The sequence below is a fragment of the Photorhabdus temperata genome (assembly GCF_025384845.1).
Taxonomy (GTDB): domain Bacteria; phylum Pseudomonadota; class Gammaproteobacteria; order Enterobacterales; family Enterobacteriaceae; genus Photorhabdus; species Photorhabdus temperata.
Window position 1 is genome coordinate 1 of the sequence record NZ_JAJAFX010000177.1, and the last position, 1127, is coordinate 1127.

Annotated in this window: 1 protein-coding gene; it reads left to right on the forward strand. The window is 61.4% G+C overall.

Annotation, left to right across the window (positions count from 1 at the left end; genetic code table 11):
• A partial coding sequence (locus LGZ99_RS24430) for a VasL domain-containing protein (protein ID WP_262979847.1) occupies positions 1-1026 on the forward strand: 1026 nt, incomplete at its 5' end.
• Positions 1027-1127: the final 101 nt, after the last annotated feature.

Here is a 1127-nt window from a genome sequence, read left to right on the forward strand (position 1 = left end):
CGCACCGACATGCTCGACTGGTTTAACACCCGCTGCGGCAACGCCCTGCGCCAGCACGACTACACCGCCCGCGACCTGCGCCTGATTTACCGGGCTGAACGGGCCTTACAGCTGATAGTCGACCGGCTCCAGCAGTCCGATTTGAAACGCCTGCCCAAAGTCGAAAACCTGCTGTGGTTTTTCCAGAACACCGCAAAAAAACTGGAAAATACCCGTATCCTGCCCACACCGGCACCCAGGCCTGTCCAGATGCCGCCGCTGGTTTACCTGGCTAACGCCGAGCCGGAACCGGCTGAACCGGAAACCGACGACGCCCCCGGCTACGACAGCCATCAGCCCAAAGTCCAGGTCCGTTTCCCTGAGCCGCCGCCCCGGATGAGTGCCTTGCAGGGCTTTGGACTGGGCGTCCTGCTGGGCGCGTTTGTTCTGACCGGCAGCTGGCTGGGGCTTTACCGACCGCTGCAACACCAGCTCACGGCCCTGACCGGTACGCCGGACGGCGCGAGACTGGCCTGGCTGTACCAGCCTGACCTGCAAAACTATGAACAACAGCTGACCCGGTTAGCGGACACCTCCCCGCTGGTGGTGCTGCAACATGCCGAACAGCTGACCGGCCTGGCACAAAAGACCTGGCCGCAGGACCGCGAACAGCAGCGAGAAACCGCCCGCTGGCAACAGTTACAGGCCGTCCGGCTGGATAACGCCCCGCTACCGGGCAGCTGGCATCAGACCCAAAATCAGCTCCAGCAATTAGCCGACAAAATCCTGGCGCAGGAGCGTAACCGCGGCAGTTTCACCCTCTCCTACCTGAAAACCGCGATTTATCAGATTCAGACCAGCCACAACCGCGACGTGCCGCTGGAAGAGTTGCTGCGCCAGTTCTCCGCGGCAGTCGAACAGGGACATCCTGTCTCACCGGCGCTGAGAAAAAAGACCGACGACCGCTTTAACGCCCTGCTCAGTCGCTACTATGCGTTGCAGAAAGACGCCGGGCTGACCGCGCTCCCGGAAAAAAACCGCCCGTAACGTCAGAAAAGGAACCCTTATATGTCATTGCAGAAAAAATCCGCCGGGCAAATCGCCCAACACCTGGCTGACCGGATGACCGCGCAACCCGCCGGCGGGTT